The sequence below is a fragment of the Erwinia sp. 009765445 genome (assembly GCF_058137865.1).
Window position 1 is genome coordinate 143,282 of record NZ_JBYUWC010000003.1, and the last position, 18,565, is coordinate 161,846.

Annotated in this window: 16 protein-coding genes; 3 read left to right on the forward strand and 13 right to left on the reverse strand. The window is 55.9% G+C overall.

Translation table 11 applies throughout. The annotated features are described in order from the left end of the window. Positions 1-55: 55 nt before the first annotated feature. From murG to ilvI, 13 genes are all read right to left on the reverse strand, one after another. The gene (gene murG, locus AC3Y5R_RS04130) at positions 56-1,114 is read right to left on the reverse strand and encodes an undecaprenyldiphospho-muramoylpentapeptide beta-N-acetylglucosaminyltransferase (RefSeq protein WP_489920269.1); all 1,059 of its coding nucleotides are present in this window, start codon (positions 1,112-1,114) and stop codon (positions 56-58) included. Next, positions 1,111-2,325: a cell division protein FtsW gene (gene ftsW / locus AC3Y5R_RS04135; protein ID WP_489920270.1), complete on the reverse strand. Its 1,215-nt coding sequence runs from the start codon at positions 2,323-2,325 to the stop codon at positions 1,111-1,113. Before ftsW ends, murG begins: the two co-directional genes overlap by 4 nt. After that, a complete protein-coding gene (gene murD, locus AC3Y5R_RS04140) occupies positions 2,325-3,641 on the reverse strand; it encodes a UDP-N-acetylmuramoyl-L-alanine--D-glutamate ligase (RefSeq protein WP_489920271.1) in 1,317 nt (438 codons plus the stop codon). The genes ftsW and murD overlap by 1 nt, the downstream gene beginning before the upstream one ends. A gap of 2 nt (positions 3,642-3,643) precedes the next feature. After that, positions 3,644-4,726 (reverse strand): phospho-N-acetylmuramoyl-pentapeptide-transferase, encoded by a 1,083-nt coding sequence (mraY, locus tag AC3Y5R_RS04145; protein ID WP_489920272.1) that lies wholly within the window; start codon positions 4,724-4,726, stop codon positions 3,644-3,646. Then, positions 4,720-6,081: a UDP-N-acetylmuramoyl-tripeptide--D-alanyl-D-alanine ligase gene (murF, locus tag AC3Y5R_RS04150; protein ID WP_489920273.1), complete on the reverse strand. Its 1,362-nt coding sequence runs from the start codon at positions 6,079-6,081 to the stop codon at positions 4,720-4,722. The genes mraY and murF overlap by 7 nt, the downstream gene beginning before the upstream one ends. Further along, complete coding sequence (murE, locus tag AC3Y5R_RS04155) at positions 6,078-7,565, reverse strand: UDP-N-acetylmuramoyl-L-alanyl-D-glutamate--2,6-diaminopimelate ligase (protein ID WP_489920274.1); 1,488 nt, start codon at positions 7,563-7,565, stop codon at positions 6,078-6,080. The genes murF and murE overlap by 4 nt, the downstream gene beginning before the upstream one ends. Continuing rightward, positions 7,552-9,321, reverse strand: coding sequence for a peptidoglycan glycosyltransferase FtsI (locus tag AC3Y5R_RS04160; RefSeq protein WP_158781844.1), 1,770 nt, complete (start codon positions 9,319-9,321; stop codon positions 7,552-7,554). Before AC3Y5R_RS04160 ends, murE begins: the two co-directional genes overlap by 14 nt. Positions 9,322-9,329: 8 nt before the next feature. Beyond that, the gene (gene ftsL / locus AC3Y5R_RS04165) at positions 9,330-9,650 is read right to left on the reverse strand and encodes a cell division protein FtsL (protein ID WP_489920275.1); all 321 of its coding nucleotides are present in this window, start codon (positions 9,648-9,650) and stop codon (positions 9,330-9,332) included. After that, the gene (gene rsmH, locus AC3Y5R_RS04170; protein ID WP_489920276.1) at positions 9,647-10,588 is read right to left on the reverse strand and encodes a 16S rRNA (cytosine(1402)-N(4))-methyltransferase RsmH; all 942 of its coding nucleotides are present in this window, start codon (positions 10,586-10,588) and stop codon (positions 9,647-9,649) included. The genes ftsL and rsmH overlap by 4 nt, the downstream gene beginning before the upstream one ends. A 2-nt stretch (positions 10,589-10,590) precedes the next feature. After that, positions 10,591-11,049 (reverse strand): division/cell wall cluster transcriptional repressor MraZ, encoded by a 459-nt coding sequence (mraZ, locus tag AC3Y5R_RS04175; RefSeq protein ID WP_158781847.1) that lies wholly within the window; start codon positions 11,047-11,049, stop codon positions 10,591-10,593. Positions 11,050-11,585: 536 nt separating this feature from the next. After that, positions 11,586-12,596 (reverse strand): catabolite repressor/activator, encoded by a 1,011-nt coding sequence (gene cra / locus AC3Y5R_RS04180; protein WP_489920277.1) that lies wholly within the window; start codon positions 12,594-12,596, stop codon positions 11,586-11,588. 194 nt (positions 12,597-12,790) lie between these two features. Continuing rightward, entirely contained in the window at positions 12,791-13,282 is a 492-nt protein-coding gene (ilvN, locus tag AC3Y5R_RS04185; protein WP_489920278.1) for an acetolactate synthase small subunit, read from the reverse strand. Positions 13,283-13,284: 2 nt separating this feature from the next. After that, a complete protein-coding gene (ilvI, locus tag AC3Y5R_RS04190) occupies positions 13,285-15,009 on the reverse strand; it encodes an acetolactate synthase 3 large subunit (RefSeq protein ID WP_489920279.1) in 1,725 nt (574 codons plus the stop codon). Between the two features lie 724 nt (positions 15,010-15,733). Here ilvI and leuL point away from each other — a divergent pair. The 3 genes from leuL (at position 15,734) to leuB (ending at position 18,565) form a co-directional block, all read left to right on the forward strand. Next, a complete protein-coding gene (gene leuL / locus AC3Y5R_RS04195; RefSeq protein ID WP_158785248.1) occupies positions 15,734-15,817 on the forward strand; it encodes a leu operon leader peptide in 84 nt (27 codons plus the stop codon). A gap of 91 nt (positions 15,818-15,908) precedes the next feature. After that, positions 15,909-17,477: a 2-isopropylmalate synthase gene (gene leuA, locus AC3Y5R_RS04200; RefSeq protein ID WP_489920280.1), complete on the forward strand. Its 1,569-nt coding sequence runs from the start codon at positions 15,909-15,911 to the stop codon at positions 17,475-17,477. Then, positions 17,477-18,565, forward strand: a complete 1,089-nt coding sequence (leuB, locus tag AC3Y5R_RS04205) for a 3-isopropylmalate dehydrogenase (protein WP_489920281.1) — start codon at positions 17,477-17,479, stop codon at positions 18,563-18,565. The genes leuA and leuB overlap by 1 nt, the downstream gene beginning before the upstream one ends.

Consider the following 18,565-nt stretch of genomic DNA (forward strand, 5'->3'; position numbering starts at 1 on the left):
CGCCTTTCGGTAACCGGTTATGAGACGAATAAATTCGTCCCAGGAAATTCATTTTTTACAGTGCCGCTTTGCTGACTTCCGCTGCCACCCTTTCGGTTGCATCCGGGATAGCCACTGCACGGGCTTTCTCTGCCATGTTCAGTAATGCCGGACGATCCCATCCGGCCAGCGTATCCGCCACGACTTCCGCAGTGAACTGCGGTTGTTCGTAAATTTTTGCTGCACCTGCTTTCTCCAGTGGCAGCGCGTTCCAGTACTGCTGACGATCCTTATGCTGGAACGGAACGAAGATGGCCGGTAAACCTGCCGCCGCCACTTCGCTGACGGTGAGCGCCCCTGAGCGACAAACCACCACGTCTGCCCAGGCATAGGCCGCTGCCATATCGTCAATAAACTCTGTCACTTTGTGGCCAGTTTGGTTCACTTGCTGGTAAGCCTGATTCACACTTTCCAGCGCGCCTTTCCCTACCTGATGCCAGAGCGTAATTTTATCGCCAAGCTTCGCAGCTACTTCCGGCATGGTCTGGTTCAGCACGCGAGCGCCCTGACTGCCACCAATCACCAGCACGCGAACCGGGCCAGAACGATCCGCCATCCGCACTTCAGGCAATGGCAGCGCCAGCACATCGGTTCTCACCGGATTCCCCACCACTTCCGCATTCGGGAATGCACCGGGGAAGGCCTGCATCACTTTTTTGGCAATCTTCGCCAGCCATTTGTTGGTCAGCCCGGCAATGCCGTTCTGCTCATGCAGCACCACCGGGATGCCGCAGCTCCAGGCGGCCAGGCCACCAGGACCGGAAACATAACCGCCCATGCCCAGCACCACGTCCGGCTGATAAGCCTTCATAATCGCTCTGGCCTGGCGTACCGCAGTGAAGATACGCAGCGGGGCGGCGATCATCGCCTTAAGCCCTTTGCCGCGCAGCCCACTGATGCGGATAAAATCAATATCGATACCGTTTTTCGGGACCAGATCGGCTTCCATACGGTCCGCCGTGCCGAGCCAGCGCACCTGCCAGCCCTGCTCCATCAGATGGTGAGCTACCGCCAGCCCGGGGAACACATGTCCGCCAGTTCCGCCAGCCATCACCATCAAACGCTTGCCTTTCATCGACTACCTCGCGTAAACGCCTGGGCTTTGGCCAGTCGCGTTTCATAATCTATGCGTAACAAAAACACGATGGCGGTCGACATAATGATCAGGCTGGACCCGCCGTAACTGATCAGCGGCAGCGTCAGACCTTTGGTCGGCAGCATACCGGCTGCAGCCCCCACGTTAACCAGCGCCTGGAAGCTGAACCACACGCCGATGGAGCAGCCAAGAAAACCGGAAAAACGCTGATCAAGTTCCAGAGCGCGCCGACCAATGGACATCGCGCGAAAAGCGACGAAGAATACCATTAAGAGCGCCAAAACCACACCGATATAACCCAGTTCTTCACCAATAATGGAGAAGATAAAATCGGTATGGGCTTCCGGCAGATACTCCAGTTTCTGTACCGAATTCCCCAGCCCCTGCCCCCAGAATTCGCCACGGCCAAAAGCCATCAGTGACTGGGTTAACTGGTAACCGCTGCCGAACGGATCTTCCCAGGGATTCCAGAAGGACGTTACGCGGCGCATACGGTACGGTTCGGCGATAATCAGCAGACAAACAGCGAAAATTCCGGAGCCGATAATTGCCAGGAACTGCCATAATTTTGCCCCGGCAAGGAACAACATCGCCAGCGTGGTCACAAACAACACAACCACGGTACCCAGGTCGGGCTGCGCCAGCAGAAGAACGGCCAGCACCACCATCACGCCCATCGGCTTACAGAAGCCCCAGAAGTTGTTGCGAACCTCATCAACCTTGCGCACCAGATAGCTGGCCAGGTAGCAAAACAGGGACAGCTTCGACATCTCAGCAGGCTGAATACGCAGCGGACCAAGGGCAAGCCAGCGGGATGCACCGTTGACCGAACTGCCCACCACCAGCACAATCAGCAGCATCACTACCGTGACCAACAGCATGATGTTGCTGTAACGCTGCCAGAAGTCCATTGGCACACGCAGAGTAACCAGTGCCATGCCCAATGCCAGCGCGATATAGAACGCATCACGCTTTGCGAAATAGAAGGGGTCATCCGACAAACGCTGCCCGACCGGCATTGAGGCCGAAGTCACCATCACAAAACCTAAAATGGCCAGACCCAGCGTCAGCCACAGCAGGGTACGATCGTACAGCACCATTGAGCCGGCATCGCTTTCACGCGGTCCCATTACCCAGTCTTTCAGACGATCGGATAGCCCACCCGCAAGGCTCAGTCCTTTCAAGCGCATCAGCCCAGCTCCTTCGCCAGTTGAGTAAACGCATCGCCGCGCTGCTCAAAGTTTTTAAATTGATCGAGGCTGGCACAGGCTGGCGACAGCAACACCATGTCGCCTGACTGCACTTTCGCTGCGATTTGCACCATCGCTTCGGCCATAGTGTCCGTTTGCACGGCTTTCTCCGGGCACAGCGCGGCAAGTTCATCACCATCGCGCCCGAAACAGTAAATCCGCACGTTATCGCCCTGCAGATAGCGGGTCAGCGGGCTGAAGTCAGCCGATTTACCGTCACCGCCCAGCAGCAGCCAGAGCGTGCCTTTCACCTGTAGTCCGTTCAGCGCGGCTTCGGTGCTGCCGACGTTGGTAGCTTTAGAGTCATTGATCCAGCGCACGCCGTTATGGTCATAAGCCAGCTGGAAGCGATGATCCAGTCCGGTGAAGGTTGTCAGGGCTTTCAGGCTGGATGTCCGGGGCAAGCCGACTGCATCCGCCAGCGCCAGTGCTGCCAGCGCGTTCGTGTAGTTATGCTGACCAACCAGTGTCATCTCATCGGTGTTCAGCACTTTCTCGCCCTTCACCCGCAGCCAGATGCTGCCCTGCTGGCGGTTAAGATGATAGTCACCCACGTCAACACCAAAGCTCACACAGCGCTTGTCCGCTCCGCGAACCGGCATGGTCATTCCGTCATCGGCGTTGACCACACAGACAGTCGCATGCTCGTACACCCGCAGCTTGGCCGCACGATACTGCTGCATCCCCAGTGGATAGCGATCCATATGATCCTCAGTCACGTTGAGGATCGTGGCGGCTGCAGCTTTCAGGCTGCTGGTGGTTTCCAGCTGAAAGCTCGACAGCTCCAGCACGTAAAGCTGAGCGGGCTGATCCAGCAGCATCAGCGCTGGCAGGCCAATATTGCCGCCCACGCCAACCTGCCAGCCCGCAGCTTCAGCCATCTCACCCACTAAAGTGGTGACGGTACTTTTGCCGTTTGAGCCGGTGATCGCCACAATCGGTGCCTGCGCTTCACGGCAGAACAGTTCGATATCGCCAACAATTTCCACGCCTGCATCGGCGGCATCCATCAGGGAAGGATGCGAAAGGGCCATCCCCGGGCTGGCCACGATCAGGTCCGCTTCAAGCAGCCAGCTGTCATTCAGCGAACCGAGCCAGCGTTCCACATCTGAAGGCAGCTTGTTCAGTCCTGGCGGCACGACACGGGTATCCATCACACGTGGCGTAACGCCGCGTGCTAAAAAGAAATCAACACAGGACTGACCGGTCAGGCCCAACCCGATGATGACGACTTTTTTACCCTGATAGTCAGCCATAGTTACCGCACCTTCAGCGTTGCCAGGCCAATCAGCACCAGCATCAGTGAAATAATCCAGAAGCGCACGATGACGCGCGGCTCCGGCCAGCCTTTCAGCTCATAGTGATGATGGATCGGCGCCATGCGGAAGATGCGCTGACCGCGCAGCTTGAACGAACCAACCTGCAGGATCACCGACAGGGTCTCCACCACGAACACTCCGCCCATAATCACCAGCAGGAATTCCTGACGCAGCAGCACTGCGATAGTGCCCAGCGCGCCACCCAGAGCCAGAGAGCCAACATCACCCATAAAAACCTGAGCCGGATAGGTGTTGAACCACAGGAAGCCCAGGCCCGCGCCGACAATAGCGGTACAGACAATCACCAGCTCACCGGCGTGGCGCAGATAGGGGATATGCAGGTATTCGGCAAACTTGACGTTACCGGTAGCCCACGCCACCAGCGCAAAACCAGCCGCAACAAATACGGTCGGCATAATTGCCAGGCCATCCAGACCGTCGGTCAGGTTCACAGCGTTACCGGTCCCTACGATCACGAAGTAAGCCAGTACAACGTAGAACAGCCCCAGCTGCGGCATGATGTCTTTAAAGAACGGCACGACCAGCTCAGTGGCTGGCGTCCCTTTACCGGCGGCGTATAACGCGAAGGCAACACCCAGCGAAATCACTGACATCCAGAAATATTTCCAGCGGGCAATCAGCCCTTTGGTATCTTTGCGCACCACTTTGCGGTAGTCATCAACGAAGCCGATGATGCCAAAGCCCACCAGCACCACCAGCACGCACCAGACGTAAGGATTGGAAGGATAGGCCCACATCAGTACCGAAACGGTGATGGAGAACAGGATCATAATCCCGCCCATCGTCGGCGTGCCGCGCTTGCTGAAGTGCGACTCCGGGCCGTCGTTGCGAACGACCTGGCCAAATGACATTTCCTGCAGACGGGCGATCATCAGTGGGCCCATCCACAAAGAGATAAACAGAGCGGTCAGCAGGCTGACAATGGCACGAAACGTCAGATAGGAAAAGACGTTGAAGCCAGAATAATAAGTGACCAGATGCTCGGCCAGCCAGACTAACATGTTCCTTTCTCCTGTAAGCTCTGCACTACCTGCTCCATGGCGGCACTACGCGAGCCTTTGACTAAGACGGTAATAATTGGCTGCTGTGACAGCAGCGTTCTGAGGCGTGCTGTGGCGGCAGATTTATCGCTGAAATGCTCACCCACCCCACTGGCATCACTGATTGCCTTGCTTAAAGTTCCCACGCTGAGGACCTTATCAATCCCTGCCTGACGCGCCGACCTGCCCACCTCACGGTGACACTCTTCAGCTTCATCACCCAGTTCCGCCATGTCTCCCACCACCATCACGCGATAGCCTGGCATTTCGGCCAGCACCTGCGCAGCTGCGGTCATCGACCCCACATTGGCGTTATAGCTGTCATCCAGCAGCAATTTCCCTTCTGCCAGCAGCATCGGGAACAGACGGCCAGGCACCGCTTTCAGGCCTGACAAACCTTTCTGAATGGCGCTGAGTGGCGCATCCACAGACAGCGCCAGTGAAGCCGCTGCCAGCGCATTGGCCACGTTATGGCGACCAGGCAGCGGCAGCTGAATGTTGATGCTGCCCGCAGGAGTCATCATCACAAAGTGCGTGCCGCTGCTGGTCACCTGAATATCTGTGGCAAAGAAGTCACTGTCAGCCTGCGGCTGGGCGGAGAAACGCCAGACCGTTTTGCTGTGCAGCATGCTCTGCCAGTGCGGCCAGTCGTTGCTGTCCGCATTGAGGATCGCCGTGCCTTTGACCGGTAATCCCTGGAAAATTTCGCCTTTGGCTTTTGCCACGCCAGCCAGCGAACCAAACCCTTCCAGATGGGCCGCAGCCAGGTTGTTCACCAGCGCAGTCTCGGGGCGGGTAATGTCGGTGGTATAAGCGATTTCGCCCTGATGGTTCGCACCCAGCTCAATCACCGCGTACTGGTGTTCGGCAGTCAGGCGCAACAGCGTCAGAGGTACGCCGATATCATTGTTCAGGTTGCCTGCGGTATAGAGCGTCTCGCCACATTCCCGCAGGATGGCAGCGGTCATCTCTTTCACCGAGGTTTTTCCGGAAGAGCCGGTCAGGGCCACAACGCGCGCTGTGGATTGCAGGCGAACCCAGCCAGCCAGCTGTCCGAGCGCAATGCGGGTGTCGGCCACCACCACCTGCGGAACAGCAACAGGTAAGTGCTTACTCACCAACAACGCTGCCGAGCCGGCAGCAATCGCGTCCCCGACGAAATCATGCGCGTCAAAACGCTCGCCCTTCAGAGCAATAAACAGGCACCCGGCACTGACCTTGCGTGTGTCAGTAGTCACTTCAGCAAAAGTCAGGTCGCCACCGTAGAGCTTGCCGCCGGTCAGTTCAGCCAGAGTCTGTAACGAAAGCGCGATCATGCCACTACCCCCAGTAATCTGGCGACCGTTACACGGTCGGAGTAGTCCAGACGGCGGTTACCGACGATCTGGTAATCTTCATGGCCTTTGCCAGCGACCAGTACGATATCGCCCTCTTTCGCCTGCAAGACGGTGTTAGTGACCGCTTGCGCACGTCCCGGCATTATACGGGCGCGACCGGCATCAAGCAGCCCACTCAGCACATCTGCCACAATCGCCGCAGGATCTTCACTGCGCGGGTTGTCATCCGTAATCACCACCACGTCGGAAAACTGCTCGGCAATCGCTCCCATCAGTGGGCGCTTACCTTTATCGCGATCCCCGCCGCAACCGAAGACGCACCACAGCTGCCCTTTACAGTGCAGGCGTGCCGCCAGCAGCGCTTTTTCCAGCGCGTCGGGCGTATGAGCATAATCCACCACCACCGTTGGCTTGCCTGCTGCAGTGAACACTTCCATCCGCCCGGTGACAGGCTGCAACTGATTACCGGTCGCAATCAGCGAGGCCAGCGGGTAGCCAACAGCTAACAGTGTGCCCAGCGCCACCAGCAGGTTGCTGACGTTAAATGCTCCCATCAGACGGCTGTCAATTTCGCCATTGCCCCAGCTGGATTCGAACGTCACCTTCGCACCGTTGTCGTGATAGTCGACAGCAGTCGCCTTCAGCCAGCGCCCACGACAGCCCGGCTGTAAATTGTTTTCCATTGTCACGGCCACGGCATCCGGCAGTTTTTCCAGCCAGCGGCGTCCCACTTCGTCATCGGCATTAACGATCGCCTGACCCACCTGATGCTCAGAGAACAGCAGCCATTTCGCGGCTTCGTAGCGCGCCATGTCACCGTGATAATCAAGATGGTCGCGGCTCAGATTGGTAAACGCAGCGGCGGCAAAAGGCAGTGCTGCCACACGATGCTGCACCAGACCGTGGGAGGAAACCTCCATCGCCGCCAGCGTGGCACCCTGCTCCACCAGCGTACTCAGCATGTGCTGAACCTCTACCGCCGAGCCAGTGGTGTTTTCTGCCGGAGCCAGATGTCCGTACAGGCCATTGCCGACGGTGCCCATTACCGCACCGGTTTCACCCAGCAGCTGGGCCCATTGCGCCAGCAACTGGGTGGTGGTGGTTTTGCCGTTAGTCCCGGTCACGCCAATCAGGCGCAGCTTTTCCCCGGGTTGCTGGTAGAAACGTCCTGCCAGGGCAGACAGACGTTGAGCAAGCTGGGCCAGGTAGATCACCGGCACGCCGTGCATCTCTTTGATTTCACCATCTTCAGCTTCACCCTCTGCGTCGGCAATCACTGCCGCCACGCCCTGAGCAATAGCCTGAGGAATAAAGCGGCGTCCATCCGCCTCATGGCCTTTCACCGCCACAAACAGATCGCCGGAAGCCGCCAGACGGCTGTCCAGTATCATTTCACGAAGCATCCGTTCCGGTGCGCCAGGCACCCACGGAGCCAGTAAATCGCGCAGGTTACGATCTGTCACTCGATCCCTCACTTCTGTTCTCTGCCATCTCGTTTTTGTCGCCCGCAGGCGGCAGGCCATCAGGCTCAATGTTCATAGTGCGCAGAACACCGCCCATAATGGCGCCGAATACCGGTGCAGAAACTGCACCACCGTAATACTTGCCAGCCTGTGGATCGTTAATCACCACCACCAGCGCAAACCGGGGACGACTCGCTGGTGCCACGCCAGCGGTATATGCGATGTATTTGTTGACGTATTTGCCATCCGGCCCGACTTTTTTAGCGGTACCGGTTTTAATGGCGATGCGGTAACCCTTGATGGCCGCTTTCACGCCTCCGCCACCGGGCAGCGCCACGCTTTCCATCATGTGCATCACGGTGCGCACCAGTTCTTCAGGAAAAACGCGCTGACCCGCCACCGGCGGGTCGACTTTGGTAATGGACAGCGGGCGATAGACACCATAACTGCCTATGGTTGCGTAGACTCGCGCTAACTGTAACGGCGTTACCATCAGCCCGTAGCCGAAAGAGAAGGTGGCCCTCTCTATGTCAGACCACCGTTGTTTTTGAGGATATAAGCCACTGCTTTCTCCGACCAACCCCAAATTGGTCGCCTTTCCCAGTCCAAAACGTGAGTAAGTGTCTACTAACGCTGAGGATGGCATCGCTAACGCCAGTCTTGAAACACCGACGTTACTCGATTTCTGCAAAACCCCGGTCAGGGTCAGCTCACTGTAGCGGGCCACGTCTTTGATCTCGTGGCCGTTAATACGATAAGGAACGGTATTCAGTACGCTGTTTTCTCTCACCACGCCGCGCTGCAGAGCAGTCATCACCACCATCGGCTTCACCGTTGAACCAGGTTCGAAAATATCGGTGATAGCGCGGTTACGCATCACATCTTTCGTGGTGCCGGACAGGTTGTTCGGGTTGTAAGCCGGGCTGTTCGCCATCGCCAGCACCTCACCGGTATTCACATCCACCAACACCGCAGTGCCTGATTCCGCCTTGTTAAAGGCCACGGCGTTGTTCAGTTCACGGTAAACCAGCGCCTGTAAACGTTCATCGATACTCAGCGCCAGGTTGTGAGCCGCACGGCTGTCGACAGAGGAGATATCTTCAATCACGCGGCCATTGCGGTCTTTACGGACAGTACGTTCACCTGGTTGCCCGGTCAGCCATTTATCAAAGCTCTTCTCAACGCCTTCAATGCCCTGACCATCGATGTTGGTGAAACCAATCAGATGGGAAGTCACCTGTCCGGCAGGATAATAGCGGCGTGACTCTTCACGCAGGTTGATACCGGGAAGCTTAAGCTTTTTGATGTAGTCGCCAATGGCAGGGTTCACCTGGCGGGCCAGATACACAAAGCGCCCCTTCGGATTGGCATTCACGCGGGCTGACAGCTGATCCAGCGGGATGGAGAGCGCATCAGACAGCGCCTTCCAGCGGCTGTCCATGGTGATGCCGCCCTTATCGTTAAGTTCTTTCGGATCAGCCCAGATAGCATTAACCGGGACGCTGACCGCCAGAGGGCGTCCGGCACGATCGGTGATCATGCCGCGGGCAGTGGGAACAGCCTGCACGCGCAGGGAACGCATATCCCCTTCGCGCACCAGTTTGTCGGGGTTAATCACCTGCAGGTAGGCCATGCGGGCCAGCAATCCTCCTAAGCCCAGCAAAATGCAGACGCAAAGCAACGCAAAACGCCAGCTGACAAAGCTGGCTTGATCTTCCGGGCGTTTCAACTTCTGCGTCTTAGTTGCGGCTTTCATTCAGTCCCTTACGGTTGTACCACGATGTTTTCCTGCGATGGGTCGACATGCTGCATCTGCAGTTTTTCCGTTGCCGTCCTCTCAACCCGGCTGTGATCGCCGAGGGCATTCTCTTCCAGGATCAGGTTGCGCCACTCGATATCCAGCGCATCACGTTCCAGTACCAGCTGTTCACGCTGGGCGGTAAGCAGGCGGGTTTTATGCGCCGTGGTCACCACCAGTACCGAAGAGACCAACACGCCGACAGCAAGGATTAACGGAATTTTGCCGTGGCGTAACAGATCGCCTGCAATGACTCCCGGTAAACTGTGTCGCTCGTTGCCAATCATGACGCGGTCCTCTCAGCGATACGTAAAACAGAGCTGCGCGCCCGTGGGTTTTCAGCCACTTCAGCTTCGCCCGGCATCATCTTGCCCAGAGCCTTAAGCTGACGCCCCCCTAACTTGCTTAACTGCGCCTCGGTCATTGGCAGACCAGCCGGAACCTGCGGACCGCGGCTCTGCTCGCGCATAAAGCGCTTCACAATGCGGTCTTCCAGTGAGTGGAAGCTGATCACCGACAGACGTCCTTCCGGAGCCAGCGCGGATAACGCACCTTTCAGTGCCTGCTCAATCTCTTCCAGCTCGCTGTTCACCCAGATACGGATTGCCTGAAAACTGCGGGTCGCCGGGTGTTTAAACTTGTCCTTCACTGGCGTGGCGGCATAAATCACATCCGCCAGCTCCTTGGTGCGCGTCATGGGCTGTTCACGGTTGCGCTCAACAATGGCGCGGGCGATACGCCTGGCAAACCGCTCTTCACCAAAAGTCTTCAGCACGAAAGCGATATCGTTCTCTTCAGCCTGAAGCAGCCATTGCGAGGCCGACAATCCTTTGGTCGGGTCCATTCGCATGTCCAGCGGTCCGTCGCGCATAAATGAGAAGCCCCGCTCGGCATCATCCAGCTGCGGGGAAGAGACCCCCAAATCCAGCAGAATGCCATCAATTTTGCCGGTCAGCCCCCGCTCTTCGGCATAGTCTGCCAGCGCGGAAAAGGGGCCGTGAATAATGGTGAAACGCGGGTCAGTAATGTCGGCTGCGGCTGCAATTGCTTGCGGGTCGCGATCGATGGCATACAGGCGGCCCTTCTCTCCCAGCTGTGAGAGGATCAGGCGTGAATGCCCACCTCGTCCAAAGGTGCCATCAATATAGTTGCCGTCAGATTTGATATTGAGGCCGTTAACCGCCTCGTCCAACAGCACCGTGGTATGTCTGAAATTTTCCTGCATAGCTATAGTGACAAGTCCTGCAAACGCTCAGATAACGGCTCCTGAGTCGACTGCTCCGCGTCAATATCCTCCCTGACTTGTTGATACCAGGTCTGTTCATCCCACAGCTCAAATTTGTTGAACTGTCCAACCAGCATCACTTCTTTGGTCAGGTTCGCGTGCTGGCGCAGCGTGTTCGCCACCAGCAGACGGCCTGCATTATCCATCTGGCATTCGCTGGCATGCCCGAGTAACAAACGCTGAACACGGCGTTCTGCGGGGTTCATGCTTGATAAGCGCGCCAGCTTACGTTCAATAATTTCCCATTCGGGAAGGGTATAAAGCAGCAGGCATGGCTGGTGGAGGTCAATGGTACAAACCATTTGCCCCTGTGATTCCCCGATCAGCGTTTCGCGATAGCGCGTAGGCACGGCGAGCCGCCCCTTGCTGTCGAGATTGACTAACGTTGCCCCACGGAACATGCCAGCCTCACCCTCCAGTTACCCTCTTTCACCACTTTCCACCACAAATTCCCACCAAAGGAGTTTACGGAGCGGAGGAAAACATTGTCAAGCCGCAGCGGACGCCGATTAGGATTATTTCTTTACTGATAAAAACGCAAAGGAGTTAAAAAATCGCGGATCACTCAGGAATTTAAAAATAAACTAATGAATAGTGGCAGGAATTTCTGGAAGAATTTTACATTGCTCAAAAATATGCCAGTTTCAGGCCGCAAAAATTTCCGGAAGAACTTTGCGACGCGGGCGGCATTTTAAGGTATTTCCTAACAAAATCCCAGTCTGCACCCGTTGCACCTGTGCCAGAGCTTAAGCAGATGTGTGGATTCCTAATAAACGTGAGGCAATATATAAAGATAAGGTTAAGCTCCTTCGCCTTTACTTTTACTTACGTAATGAAGCAGAGGGTTAACGTTAACATTTTTAAACGGATGGATGAGAGAGGATCTCAGTGGGAAAAGTTTTAAAGGCAGCGCTGGACTGCCTTTTTTTGTAAAACGTTAAGTTGTCTTGCGGCTTAATCGCCCACGGCGGTATAGATTACGGCGAATTCGGGTTAATCCCGGTTTGGGTTTACGCGGCTCGTCCAGGCTGGCCAGCACCAGCTCCAACACCCGTTCCGCCACATCGCGGTGACGCTGGCCCACGGCCAGTACCGGACATTCGAGGAAATCCAGCAGCTCATGATCGCCGAAAGTGGCAATTGCCAGATCGGTTGGCAAGCGTCCTTCATGCTTCAGCGTCACGTCCATTACGCCCTGCAACAGACCGAACGAAGTGGTGAACAGCGCATCCGGCATGGGATTGGTTTCCAGCCAGGTTTCAAACAATGCTGCTGCGGCGGACCGTTCAAAACTGTTGGCGTAAATAAAATCAATTTTACGCGGATCGTCTTTCCACGCCTGGCGGAACCCCATTTCACGCAGGAAGCTGACCGACAACTCTGGCAGCGCACCGAGGAACAGGACAGACTCAACCGGCTGCTTACGCAATTCAGCCGCCAGCATCTCTGAATCGTCCTGGTCTGCTCCCACCACGCTGGTGAAGTGTTCACGATCCAGCGCGCGGTCCAGCGCAATGATCGGCAGCGGATCGTTGGCCCAGCGCTGGTAGAAAGGGTGATCCGGCGGCAGAGCGGTGGAGACGATAATCGCATCAACCTGACGCTGCAGCAGATGCTCAACGCAGCGCATCTCGTTGTCGGGCTGATCTTCAGAGCAGGCAATCAGCAGCTGATAGCCGCGCTGGCGAGCCTGGCGTTCAAGATAGTTAGCGATGCGGGTGTAGCTGGTATTCTCAAGGTCGGGAATAACCAGGCCAATAGAGCGGGTACGCCCTGCACGCAGTCCTGCAGCAACCGCGTTAGGATGGTAATTATGCTCACGCACTACCGCCATCACCTTCTCGACGGTTTTATCGCTGACACGATACTGCTTAGCTTTACCATTGATAACGTAGCTGGCCGTCGTGCGCGATACTCCGGCAAGGCGCGCAATTTCATCCAGTTTCACAATAACTCCACCTGGCACCGCAACGGCGCAAAAAATAGCCACATCGCGGCTATGGATAAGACATTTGTTACATCTAACAGCAGATTAGTTTAGCGAGCAACTGCTTTTAGTTATGCGCGGGAGCTTTCTGTCAAAAATAAAAAACCCGGCATTACGCCGGGTTAGCTTAGTACAGAGCCTGTTGACAGGCGAAATTATCGCATAATGCGATCGCCCCTGGAGACGCCAACGATACCGGAGCGGGCCACTTCAACAATTTCGGCCACGCCACGCACGGTGCTCAGGAAGGCATCCAGCTTGTCGCTGGTCCCGGCGAGCTGAACCGTATAAAGCGACGGCGTGACGTCAACGATCTGACCGCGGAAAATTTCAGCGCTGCGCTTCACCTCTTCACGGCCGTAACCGCTGGCCTGGATTTTCACCAGCATAATCTCACGCTCAACGTAAGCGCCCTGCCCCAGTTCACTGACACGCAGCACGTCCACCAGCTTATGCAACTGCTTTTCGATCTGCTCCAGCACCTTTTCATCACCCACGGTCTGAATGGTCATGCGCGAAAGCGTTGGATCGTCAGTTGGCGCGACGGTCAGGCTTTCAATGTTGTAACCGCGCTGGGAGAACAGGCCCACCACGCGCGACAATGCGCCGGATTCGTTTTCCAGCAGTACCGATAAAACACGACGCATAATTAAGTCCTCTCCGTTTTGCTCAGCCACATTTCGTCCATCCCGCCACCGCGAATCTGCATTGGGTATACGTGCTCGGTGCCATCAACGTTGACATCCACAAACACCAGCCGCCCTTTGCCCAACTCTTCCAGCGCCTGGGTCAGCTTCGGCTCCAGCTCATGAGGATGGTTGATGCCGATCCCGACATGGCCGTAAGCCTCCGCCAGACGGACGAAATCAGGCAGCGATTCCATATAGGACTGAGAATGGCGGCCGGAGTAAATCATGTCCTGCCACTGCTTCACCATACCGAGGAAACGGTTGTTGAGGCTCAGCACCAGCACTGGCAGATCATACTGCAGCGCAGTGGACAGCTCCTGAATGTTCATCTGGATACTGCCGTCGCCAGTGACGCAAACCACGGTTTCTTCCGGCAGCGCCAGCTTAACTCCCAGCGCGGCTGGCAGGCCAAAGCCCATGGTGCCGAGACCGCCTGAGTTAATCCAACGGCGCGGCTTGTCAAACTGGTAGTAGAGCGCGGCGAACATCTGATGCTGTCCCACATCGGAGGTCACATACGCCTCGCCTTTGGTCAGGCGCCAGATGGTTTCGATCACAGCCTGCGGTTTGATCTTTTCGCTGCTGCGATCGAACTCCAGACAGTGACGGGCACGCCACTGTTCGATGCTCTGCCACCAGTCGCGCAGGCTGTCATAATTCTGTTCATTTTCGCCCTGAACCATCAGCTCGATCATCTGGCTCAGCACCTGTTTCGCATCACCGACGATCGGCACATCTGCCGCCACAGTTTTCGAAATTGACGTCGGATCGATGTCAATATGCAGCACCGTCGCGTTCGGACAATACCTGGCGAGATTGTTGGTGGTCCGGTCATCAAAGCGCACGCCGACGGCAAAAATCACATCAGCATTATGCATGGTCATGTTGGCTTCATAGGTGCCGTGCATCCCCAGCATTCCGACGCTCTGCCGATGGGTGCCCGGAAACGCGCCCAGCCCCATCAGCGAGCAGGTCACCGGCAGATTCAGTTTTTCAGCAATCTGGCGCAGCTCATCGTGACACTCTGCGTTAATCACGCCGCCACCGGCATAGATCACCGGTTTTTTGGCGGCCAGCAGAGTTTGCAGCGCGCGCTTAATTTGTCCCTTATGCCCCTGCGTGGTCGGGTTATAAGAACGCATGCTGACAGATTCCGGCCAGACGTAAGGCAGCTTGTTCGCCGGGCTCATCACATCTTTCGGCAGGTCGATTACCACCGGTCCGGGACGGCCGCTGGAGGCCAGCCAGAAAGCTTTTTTCATTACCGCAGGAATATCTTCCGCCAGCCTGACCATAAAGCTGTGCTTCACCACCGGCCGGGAGATGCCGACCATGTCGCACTCCTGGAAGGCATCATAACCAATCAGCGAAGAAGGCACCTGACCGGAGAGCACGACCATCGGAATGGAATCCATGTAAGCAGTGGCAATGCCGGTAATGGCATTGGTTGCACCCGGGCCGGAGGTGACCAGCACCACGCCCACTTCACCGGTAGAACGGGAATAGCCATCTGCCATATGCACGGCACCCTGCTCATGGCGGACCAGCACGTGGTCAATACCGCCGACAGTCTGCAGTGCATCGTAGATATCCAGTACGGCCCCGCCGGGGTAGCCGAATACATGTTTAACGCCCTGATCGATCAACGATCGGACGACCATCTCGGCTCCTGACAACATCTCCATTTTTGCCTCCAGGCTTTAAGGTGCTGATTTATCTGCGAGCGCCTCCGGCAAGGACGCAGGGCGGGAGCGGGCGGATAAGGTCAAAACCTGTATTTAGTAAAGGGGTGGAAATCGTTTCCAAAATCCAGGTACAGGGCAGCGCCCCGGTATTTTTGCTTTTAGTTGAGGAAATACCATAACCGCAGAAAAGTTAGCAGGCAAACGCCATCCAGGTTACCGGGGCAGGACAGTGGATGCTAAGGCGCTACTTCCGGTGGGGACTTAACGACAAATACACTGACCAGACGGCTGAAGAAAAGCGGTTTATACTGCCGGAAAATTAATTTACAGCGCGATCGTTTTGTTATTAAAACAAAGTTAACAAGATTTGAAGCGTACCTGTTCAAACTTTGTCACTATTTTAGATTTATATTCTTAATGAATTTAATTTCTTAAAATAATTAACTGATCCCAGGGTTATTATTAGCCGGGTTAATCCATAAGTTTTACCTATGCAACACATTGATTAAAAAGGTGTTTCAGACCTGATTCTATGGGATATATTTTCTCATCCGCCGGGCAGAGATTTCTGAGAACAGCCACCGTGCCTTTTTCTTCTGCAACCTGCCCTGGCCTCAGAATAATTTCCCTTAACCGCACCGTTATAACCTTACGGCCAGGGTTGACATCCCCCCCGGCTTTCAAGTATCAATAAGGGAACAGCAAATTTACGAGGTCTGACTCAATGATTCGTACCACCCTCCTACTTGGTCTACTACTAAACGCATTCACTGTGCGCGGTAGACTTGTGGGCGGAATGAATCACTGATTCAGGCTTGCAAGCCTGGAAAACCCGCGCCATTGCGCGGGTTTTTTTATGCCCGTAGTTCTGGCAAAGCAAACACGACAAGGAATACCCGATGAGCGAACAAGTAATTATTTTCGATACCACTCTGCGTGACGGCGAACAGGCGTTACAGGCTAGTCTGAGCGTTAAAGAAAAACTGCAAATCGCACTCGCACTGGAGCGTATGGGCGTTGATGTGATGGAAGTCGGCTTCCCTATCTCCTCTCCTGGTGACTTTGAATCGGTACAAACCATTGCCCGTCAGGTTAAAAACAGCCGTGTTTGCGCCCTGGCGCGCTGCGTTGAGAAGGACATTGACGCAGCCTATGAAGCCCTGAAAGTGGCAGAGGCCTACCGTATTCATACCTTCCTGGCGACTTCGCCAATGCATATCGCTACCAAATTGCGCAGCACGCTGCCGGAAGTGATTGAGCGTGCAGTGACCATGGTGAAACGCGCCCGTAACTACACCAACGACGTTGAATTCTCCTGCGAAGATGGCGGCCGTACCCCTGTTGATGATCTGTGCCGCGTGGTGGAAGCGGCGATCAATGCCGGTGCCACCACCATCAATATCCCGGATACCGTGGGTTACACCCTGCCGGGCGAGTACAGCAACATCTTCGCTCAGCTGCGCAACCGCGTACCCAACATTGATAAAGCCATTCTGTCCGTGCATACCCATGACGATTTGGGCATGGCGACCGGTAACGTTCTGGCTGCGCTGCAGGCCGGTGCCCGACAGGTAGAAGGAACCATCAACGGTCTGGGCGAGCGTGCCGGTAACTGTGCACTGGAAGAAGTGATCATGGCGATCAAAGTCCGCAGCCAGCTGATGAACCTGCACACCAACATCAAACATAACGAAATCTACCGCACCAGCCAGATGGTCAGCCAGATTTGTAATATGCCTATCCCGGCTAACAAAGCAGTGGTCGGTACCGGTGCCTTCGCCCACTCCTCCGGTATTCATCAGGACGGCGTGCTGAAGAACCGTGAAAACTACGAAATCATGACCCCGGAGTCGATCGGCCTGAATCAGGTGCAGTTGAACCTGACCTCACGCTCCGGCCGTGCGGCAGTAAAACACCGCATGGATGAAATGGGTTATAAAGAGAATGACTACAATCTGGATGCGCTGTATGACGCTTTCCTGAAGCTGGCGGACAAAAAAGGCCAGGTGTTCGATTACGATCTGGAAGCGCTGGCGTTCATCAACAGACAGAACGAAGAGCCTGAACACTTCCGCCTGGATTACTTCAGCGTGCAGTCCGGCTCGAGCGTGATGGCAACTGCCTCCGTGAAGCTGGGCTGTGGTGAAGAAGTGAAATCCGAAGCGGCAACCGGTAACGGCCCGGTAGACGCAGTCTATCAGGCGATCAACCGCATCACCGATTTCGATGCCGAACTGGTGAAATATCAGCTGACCGCCAAAGGTCACGGCAAAGATGCGCTGGGTCAGGTGGATATCGTGGTCAACTACAACGGCCGTAAATTCCACGGCGTGGGTCTGGCAACAGATATCGTGGAATCCTCAGCCAAAGCGATGATCAATGCCCTGAACAACATCTGGCGCGCCCGTCAGGTTGAGCAGGAACTGCAGCGTAAATCTAAAGCCAAAGACCAGAAGGAAGCGGTGTAATGTCCAGGACTTATCATATTGCAGTGTTACCCGGTGACGGAATCGGCCCGGAAGTTATGGCTCAGGCCGGTAAAGTGCTCGATGCCATACGTCAGCGTTTTGGTATGCGCATCACCACCAGCGAATATGATGTCGGCGGCGTGGCCATCGACCGTCACGGCGAACCGCTGCCACCAGCAACAGTCGCAGGCTGCGAACAGGCAGATGCCATTCTGTTTGGTTCGGTAGGTGGCCCGAAATGGGAACATTTACCTCCTGCGGAGCAGCCAGAGCGAGGTGCCCTGCTGCCTTTGCGTAAACACTTTAAGCTGTTCAGCAACCTGCGACCGGCCAGCCTGCATCAGGGGCTGGAAGCCTTCTGCCCATTGCGCAGCGATATTGCGGCCCAAGGCTTTGATATCCTGGTGGTGCGTGAGCTGACCGGCGGCATCTATTTTGGTCAGCCAAAAGGTCGTGAAGGCAGCGGCCAGCACGAGCGCGCTTTCGATACTGAGGTGTATCACCGTTTTGAGATTGAGCGTATTGCCCGTATCGCCTTTGAATCAGCCCGCAAGCGCCGCAAAAAAGTCACCTCAATCGATAAAGCTAACGTGCTGCAGTCCTCGATTTTGTGGCGTCAGATTGTGAATGAAGTGGCGTCAGATTATCCGGATGTCGAACTGAGCCACATGTATATCGACAACGCCACCATGCAGCTGATCAAAGAGCCATCGCAGTTCGACGTGATGCTTTGTTCAAACCTGTTCGGCGACATTCTCTCCGACGAATGCGCGATGATCACCGGTTCGATGGGCATGCTGCCGTCTGCCAGCCTCAACGAGCAGGGCTTCGGCCTGTTTGAGCCAGCGGGTGGCTCCGCCCCGGATATCGCCGGTAAAAATATTGCCAACCCGATTGCCCAGATCCTCTCCCTCTCACTGCTGCTGCGCTACAGCCTGGACGCAGCCGAAGCTGCCGATGCCATTGAGCAGGCAGTCAGCCGCGCGCTGGCGGAAGGCTACCGCACCGGAGATTTAGCCGGTGACGGCAACGCCATCAGCACCGGGGAAATGGGCTCGATTATTGCCCGATTTATCAGCGAAACCTGA

Coding starts and splice junctions, on each gene's coding strand:
- murG (WP_489920269.1), bottom strand. CDS start 1,114: ATGAAAGGCAAGCGTTTGATGGTGATGGCTGGCGGAACTGGCGGACAT.
- ftsW (WP_489920270.1), bottom strand. CDS start 2,325: ATGCGCTTGAAAGGACTGAGCCTTGCGGGTGGGCTATCCGATCGTCTG.
- murD (WP_489920271.1), bottom strand. CDS start 3,641: ATGGCTGACTATCAGGGTAAAAAAGTCGTCATCATCGGGTTGGGCCTG.
- mraY (WP_489920272.1), bottom strand. CDS start 4,726: ATGTTAGTCTGGCTGGCCGAGCATCTGGTCACTTATTATTCTGGCTTC.
- murF (WP_489920273.1), bottom strand. CDS start 6,081: ATGATCGCGCTTTCGTTACAGACTCTGGCTGAACTGACCGGCGGCAAG.
- AC3Y5R_RS04160 (WP_158781844.1), bottom strand. CDS start 9,321: ATGAAAGCCGCAACTAAGACGCAGAAGTTGAAACGCCCGGAAGATCAA.
- ftsL (WP_489920275.1), bottom strand. CDS start 9,650: ATGATTGGCAACGAGCGACACAGTTTACCGGGAGTCATTGCAGGCGAT.
- rsmH (WP_489920276.1), bottom strand. CDS start 10,588: ATGCAGGAAAATTTCAGACATACCACGGTGCTGTTGGACGAGGCGGTT.
- mraZ (WP_158781847.1), bottom strand. CDS start 11,049: ATGTTCCGTGGGGCAACGTTAGTCAATCTCGACAGCAAGGGGCGGCTC.
- ilvN (WP_489920278.1), bottom strand. CDS start 13,282: ATGCGTCGTGTTTTATCGGTACTGCTGGAAAACGAATCCGGCGCATTG.
- ilvI (WP_489920279.1), bottom strand. CDS start 15,009: ATGGAGATGTTGTCAGGAGCCGAGATGGTCGTCCGATCGTTGATCGAT.
- leuL (WP_158785248.1), top strand. CDS start 15,734: ATGATTCGTACCACCCTCCTACTTGGTCTACTACTAAACGCATTCACT.
- leuA (WP_489920280.1), top strand. CDS start 15,909: ATGAGCGAACAAGTAATTATTTTCGATACCACTCTGCGTGACGGCGAA.
- leuB (WP_489920281.1), top strand. CDS start 17,477: ATGTCCAGGACTTATCATATTGCAGTGTTACCCGGTGACGGAATCGGC.